This window comes from Hymenobacter negativus, from assembly GCF_017571495.1.
Taxonomy (GTDB): Bacteria; Bacteroidota; Bacteroidia; order Cytophagales; family Hymenobacteraceae; genus Hymenobacter; species Hymenobacter negativus.
The window spans coordinates 1-654 of sequence record NZ_JAGETZ010000038.1; the positions used below are offsets into that span (position 1 = coordinate 1).

Below are 654 nucleotides of genomic sequence, written 5' to 3' on the forward strand. Positions count from 1 at the left end.
CAGGGCGATGGCCTGGGGGCCGGCCGGGTAGGTTTTGGCCGGCAGGGCCAGCACGGTCCGGCCCAGCGCGTCGCAGAGGCTGAGCTGCACGCGCGTGGCGGCGGGCAGGGCCAGGTGCAGGGCGGTTTCGCGGGTGAGCGGGTTGGGGTAGAGGGCGATGCCGTGCTGGGCCAGGGCCTCGGCGCGGGTGGCCAGCGGGGTGCTGAGGCGCAGGTTGTCGAAGAAGAAGGTGTTGCCCGGGGTGGAGCCGTTGACCAGCTGCAGGCGGACCTTGAACAGGCCGCTGCCCTGGAACTGGGCCGGGATGGCGACGCTGGCGTCCTGCCAGCTGGCCGGGGAGGCGGGCACGAAGCCGTCGATGGGCGTCAGGCCCTGGGTGGAGAGGTCGGCGGCCGAGAGGGTGGCGGGCGAGGACCAGGTCGTGCCGCAGTCGCTGCTGAAGGAGATGCGCAGTTGGGCGTTGTCGGCGGCCGCGCGCAGGGCGTAGGCGCGGGCGAAGCGCAGGGTGGCCGGGCCGGTCAGGCCGCTGAGGTTGATGTTGGGGGTGATGAGGGTGGTGGTGCCGCCGGCGGGGATGACGCGGTTGGGCACCTGCAGGTAGGCCGTGCCGTCGGCGGCGGGGAAGGCCGTCTGGCGCTGCCACACGTACGGGGC

The 654-nt window shown here is 74.0% G+C and carries 1 protein-coding gene; it reads right to left on the reverse strand.

Annotation, left to right across the window (positions count from 1 at the left end; genetic code table 11):
- Positions 1-654, reverse strand: a 654-nt coding sequence (locus J4E00_RS29310; RefSeq protein WP_208178914.1) for a hypothetical protein, incomplete at both ends; no start/stop codon positions are given.